The sequence below is a fragment of the uncultured Campylobacter sp. genome, assembly GCF_938017705.1.
GTDB lineage: Bacteria > Campylobacterota > Campylobacteria > Campylobacterales > Campylobacteraceae > Campylobacter_B.
Window position 1 is genome coordinate 1 of record NZ_CALIIS010000203.1, and the last position, 5,472, is coordinate 5,472.

Genomic DNA, 5,472 nt, shown 5'->3' on the forward strand with positions numbered 1-5,472 from the left:
AGTTGATGCTCGTTTTTTCCTTAACCATCGCGGGATTTACGCCCCACACGAGACTTAGCGCGTGCGCGGTCTGCTCGTCGTGCGCGATTGCGATGATATCGATTTTAGCGCGGTTGCGTGCGAGTTTGATCGCCGAGCGCCCCGAGCCCGTGATCGAAAGTATCGCGCCCGCGCCCAGTCTTGCGGCAAGCGCTGCGGTGCTTGAAGTGATCATATCGGTCTCGTCGTAGAAGTCGTAATCGTTAAATTTATCGTAAGGATAGATCTTTTCGGTCTCGCGGATCGTCTCGCTCATCGCGGCGACCACGGCTGCGGGGTTTTTGCCGATGGCGCTTTCCTCGCTTAGCATCACGGCGTCGGTGCCGTCTAGCACGGCGTTTGCGACGTCGCTGATCTCGGCTCTGGTAGCGCGCTCGTGCTCGGTCATGCTAAGCATCATCTGCGTGGCGGTTATGACGGGCTTTGAGCGGGCGTTGGCTAACGCGATGATGCGCTTTTGGATACGCGGGATCTCATAAAATGGCATCTCGATGCCTAGATCTCCGCGCGCGACCATTATGCCGTCGCTTGCCTTGATGATCTGCTCGATGTTTTCGACCGCGTCGAATTTCTCGATCTTGGCGTAAATTTTAGCTTTTGAGCCCAGCGAGTTTAAAATTTCGCGCACGCGCAGGATGTCGTTTTGCGACTGCACGAAGGAGATGCCTACGAAATTTACGCCATGCGCCGCGCCCCAGCGCAGATCCTCTAAGTCCTTTTGCGTGATGACGTCGATATTTAGGCGGGTGTTTGGGAAGTTCACCCCCTTATTTGAGCTTAAAAAGCCGTCGTTTTCGAGCACCGCCCGCACGCCTTGCTCGCTTACCGCGACTACCTTGGCGCGGATCGAGCCGTCGTAGAGGTAGATAAACTCGCCTACTTTCATCAGCGGCAAAATTTCGGGGTGGTTGATACACAGCTCGTATTCGCCATCAGCGGTCTTTTTGCCGATGATTTCGCGAGGAAGGAAGGTGATTTTATCGCCCGTTTTTAGTTTAAAATTTTCCTCGAGTTTGCTGACGCGGATCTTTGGACCGCTGATGTCCTGAAATACGCCTACGCGCACGCCCAGGCTCTTTTCTACGGCGCGGATTTTGTTTAAATTTGCCTCGTGATACTCGTGCGTGCCGTGGCTGAAGTTCATCCTAAAGGCGTTGCAACCCGCTTTTACCATCGCGCTCATCATCTCTTCGCTGTCGCTCGCAGGCCCGATGGTCGCTAAAATTTTGGTTTTTTTAAGCATCTTTTCTCCTTTAAATTTAAAATTTATCGCCGCATTAGGCGAAATTTTGCGCAAAATTTTGAAATTTCTAAAATTTAAAATTCGTTAGACGAAGGAATTTTAAAATTTTATGGTGCGCGAGAATTTTAGAATTCTACGGCATGGTGAAATTTTAAAATTTCATAGCTTGCAGTGCAGGTTAAATTCTAAAAATTCGCGTTTGAATGAAATTCAAAAATCCCCTATATATGTGAAGCGCGAGCAAAATTCTAAAATCCTCGCCGAAGTAAAATTTTAAAATTCTCGCCCGAGCGAAATTTAAAAATTCCTCTTTATCGCATCATTTCCGCGTCAAATTTTGCATCATCAAAGCTCACTCCCAAATATTCGCAGGCACTTTTTGCGTCGCGAAGTGCGTTGCCTAGGCAGCTCGTAGCGCCGGGGCTTGGGGTCATATTAAAGATAATCCCCGGATTTTCGCCTATTCTAGCTTCGCCTAAAAGCAGCTTTTTTTGCGAGTGTGAAATGACTTGCGGACGCACGCCGCCAAAGCCCTTGGCATAGTAAATATCCTCCTCGCGGATGCTAGGTATGATCTTGCGCGCATTTTTGACGAAAAGCTTTTTGCCTAAAATCGGTATCTCAAAGCCTATATTGCGGATTAAGAAGTCCCTTACCTCGCTATCGCCAAAATTTTGCCAAATGACCTTGGCTACGTCCATGTCAAAATTTAATGATTGAAAAAATTCCGGCACCGAACGACAGCCCTTGTAGCGTTCAAGCTTTGGTAGCGTAAGTGCGGTAGGGCCGAATCTCGTGCAGCCGCCTGCGAGCAAATCCGGATCGCCGTGAAGCGCAGCAAATGGAAGCTTTGGGTTTTGCATCATGTAAACCTTGCCATTTAGAAGCTTTTGCTTGGTTAGATAGAAGCTGCCCGCGATGCAAATCGTGCTAAGATCCTGCCCAAGCCCCATTTTGTGCGAATGAGCGCCTGCATCTACGACTACGAAATCAGCACTTAGCGAGAGTCTATTTGCGGTGCGGATATAGAACTTATCGCCTACTTTAGTGATGTTTTGCACTTCGGTATTTAGGTGCAGATCGCAGGTTTTGCCCTCCACGTTTTTAGCGTTTTGCACAAAAGAATTCGCCATCGCGCCGTAATCGATCGTCGTGTAAACTCCCGATTGCACGCCCATTGCTACGATATCCTCCGCTCGCTCCTCACCGCGCCCGTCAAAAACTAGCTTGGGCTCGATTTTTTTGAGCTCTTCCTTGTCAAAAAGCTGCAGATACGGATAAAGCTCTTTAAATTTCTCAAAGCGCTCTTTTATGAGCTCTACCTCGCTCTCGCCCACGCCAAGAGCCATTTTCTGCCCTTGAAATAAAAATTTATTCTCATATCCGTGCTTTTGGCAATATTTCACGATCATATCCGCCTTGCGCTTGACTTCGGTCGCTTTTTGCAGGTCGTAGTTGGTCTCGATGTCGCCGCAATGAATCGTCTGGGAATTTGCACTGGCTTTAGAATTTAGCGTTGCAAGCCCTTCGTATTTTTCAAGTAGAGCGATATTTTTGATTCCGCTAAATTCTGCCAGTACATATGCTAGCGCGCTGCCCGTGATACCGCCGCCTATGATGATTACTTCGTAATGTTTTTCTTGCATGCCCTTTCCTTATCGAATTTGGCTACAATTGTGCGAAAATTTCGCTTAAAAGCTAGTTATAAAAGCGTGAATTTAGATGATTTTATATAAAATTCGCACTATTTCATTTTGGGAGTAGTATATGAAAAAATCGATTCTTGTCGGATTAAGTTTGATTATAGCCACGTCGCTGTGGGGCGCAGATAAGAAAGTTTATCGCCTTAAGCTAGCTCAGACTTACGAGCTTAGTATGCCTATCGTAGGCGATGTCGCCAAGCGTATGGCAGATCTTGCAGATAGTATGTCTGATGGCAGGCTGAAAATCAGCATCGACGCGCCTAGCAAGCATAAAGCGCCTTTTGCAATCTATGATATGGTCAAAAACGGACAATACGATTTAGGCTATACTGCGAGCTACTATTATAAAGGTAAAAATAGCGCAAATATGCTGTTTACGACGGTGCCTTTTGGTATGACGAAAGACGAACAGCACGCTTGGTATTACTTCGGCGGAGGCAAGGAGCTAGCGGATAAATTCTATGCTAAAAGCAATCTAAAGGTCTTTAATATCCTAAATAGCGGCATGCAGATGGGTGGTTGGTTTAAAAAAGAGATTAATACGTTAGACGATCTAAAAGGGCTTAAATTTAGAATTCCAAGCTTTGGCGGGGAGGTTATGAGCCGCCTTGGCGTCGCAGTCGCTACGATACCGGTAGGTGAGCTATATATGGCGCTAGAGATGGGCACCATCGATGCGGTAGAGTGGGCAAGTCCTAGCTTTGATATACCTCTAGGCTTTCACAAGGTCGCAAATTACTATTATACGGGATGGCAAGAACCTGCTAGCGAGCAGCAGATAGTGATAAATCTACAAACTTGGCAGAAGCTTCCTAAGGATTTGCAAAATATCCTGGAAGCCTCTATCGCAAAGGCGCGCGAATACGCAGAAAACGAGACGTTTTATAAAAACGTAATAATTTGGGACGAGATCAAAAAGAAATATCCAAACGTTCAGATTCGCTCTTTTTCGCCTGAAATTATGCGTGCGCTTCGCAAGGCGACGGATGAAATTTTAGCCGAAGAAAGCGAGAAAAATCCCGATTTCAAAGAGATTTGGGAGAGCCAAAAGGCGTTTTTAGCTAAAGCTAGAACGTGGACGAAGATGGGTGATTTTACATATATCGAAAAAACAGGCGATGTTGAAGCCGAGCAGAATTTCACTGCTTCGGTGAAAAAAATCTCTGTTCCTGAGCCCGTAAATAGCGCAGCCAGCGAGATAAATGCAAGCACTGCCGCACCAAAAAACGAGGATAATCAGACGAAATAGTGCTTCGCTTTTAAGTTGCGTATCAAAACCTAGCATCAAGTCAAGAAGCGGCTTGAATTCGGTCGGCGATTTAAGAGATTTAGGCGAAGTGCGGGCGATTTGCTTATTGCAGCTGCGTAGCTCGGGATATCTTTAAAATTTTAATTTATGAAAGCGGTGATGAAATTTTATCGCCTCTTAGCATTTAAGTTAAGGCGCGCAATTCGCATCACTGCGTTTAAAGCCCAATTTAAAAAGCCGCTCGGTTGCCGCCACACAAGGCTAGAATTTTATCAAGCTCCAAGCCTCCTATCTTTTTGCTTTATTCTTTTATCTTTTGCGTTATTTAAGCTTGATATTCCGCCGTGCTCGCTTACGGGCGACATTGAGCGAGGGAGAATTTAATCTTGCTTTTTCATTTCGCGTAGTTAGCAGGGGAGCTTCGGCGAAGCGTGCTAATCTACGATTTCAAATTAGTAGCGTTCATAAATTCCACATTTTAAAATTTCAGTGCTTTTATCTTGCAAATGCCGCTTTTAAATGAAATTTGCTTCGGGTTTTCTTGCTGTATAAAGCAGTGAACTTCAAATAAAATGCAAAATTTTAAAATTTACACGCTTAAATATCACAAGTAAGGAGAATTTAAAATTTTGTCTTTCGGAGATTAAGTAAAAAGCACGTTAGAAAAAAATTTGTAGGTCAAATTCCATTTTAAGCGATTGCGAATTTAAAAGCTTGCGTGTAAATTTTTTAAAGCCTGCTCTAGTTAGAATTTATCACTAAACTAGACGGGCTCAGTCTTGGAATTTCACCGCGTAAATTTTAAAATTTTGCTTTTTGATTTCGCGCTTTATAATTTTAAGCGCTTTAAAATTCCGTGCGTCTTGAAATTTAAGATTTTAATCTACACTTTGAAATTTTACGTCGCAAAATTTAAAATTCTGAAAATAAAATTCCGCGCCTTGAAATTCTACGCTTTAAAATTTATAATTTTAAAATTTTGTAGCCAAAATTTTAAAAGATTAAAATTTGAAATTTTGCCGCACCTTGAAATTTATAACCTCAAAGTCTTTAAATTTAACGCACCCGCCAAGCGTAGCAGCACCTATCAAAGCCCCTGCGCGCTAGAGGGCGCGACTAACTCCTCTATAATTTTACCAGGCTCGCAATGAATTATTTTACTCTCTATCGTAAATTTTTCGCCGTCAAATTTAAAGTATTGATATTCATCGACAAGCTCGCCGTCCGGGTATTTATCG

Annotated in this window: 4 protein-coding genes; 2 read left to right on the top strand and 2 right to left on the bottom strand. The window is 44.3% G+C overall.

The genetic code is table 11. From position 1 onward, the window contains the following. On the bottom strand, positions 1-1,282 hold a 1,282-nt coding region (gene pyk / locus Q0605_RS09155), incomplete at its 3' end, for a pyruvate kinase (RefSeq protein ID WP_298706401.1). 109 nt (positions 1,283-1,391) lie between these two features. On the opposite strand from pyk, the gene Q0605_RS09160 reads away from it, so the two are divergent. Then, positions 1,392-1,559, top strand: a complete 168-nt coding sequence (locus tag Q0605_RS09160; protein WP_298706403.1) for a hypothetical protein — start codon at positions 1,392-1,394, stop codon at positions 1,557-1,559. 34 nt (positions 1,560-1,593) lie between these two features. On the opposite strand, the gene Q0605_RS09165 is transcribed toward Q0605_RS09160, so the two are convergent. Then, complete coding sequence (locus Q0605_RS09165) at positions 1,594-2,928, bottom strand: FAD-dependent oxidoreductase (protein ID WP_298706404.1); 1,335 nt, start codon at positions 2,926-2,928, stop codon at positions 1,594-1,596. Positions 2,929-3,049: 121 nt separating this feature from the next. On the opposite strand from Q0605_RS09165, the gene dctP reads away from it, so the two are divergent. After that, entirely contained in the window at positions 3,050-4,234 is a 1,185-nt protein-coding gene (dctP, locus tag Q0605_RS09170; RefSeq protein ID WP_005871786.1) for a TRAP transporter substrate-binding protein DctP, read from the top strand. Positions 4,235-5,472 lie beyond the last annotated feature (1,238 nt).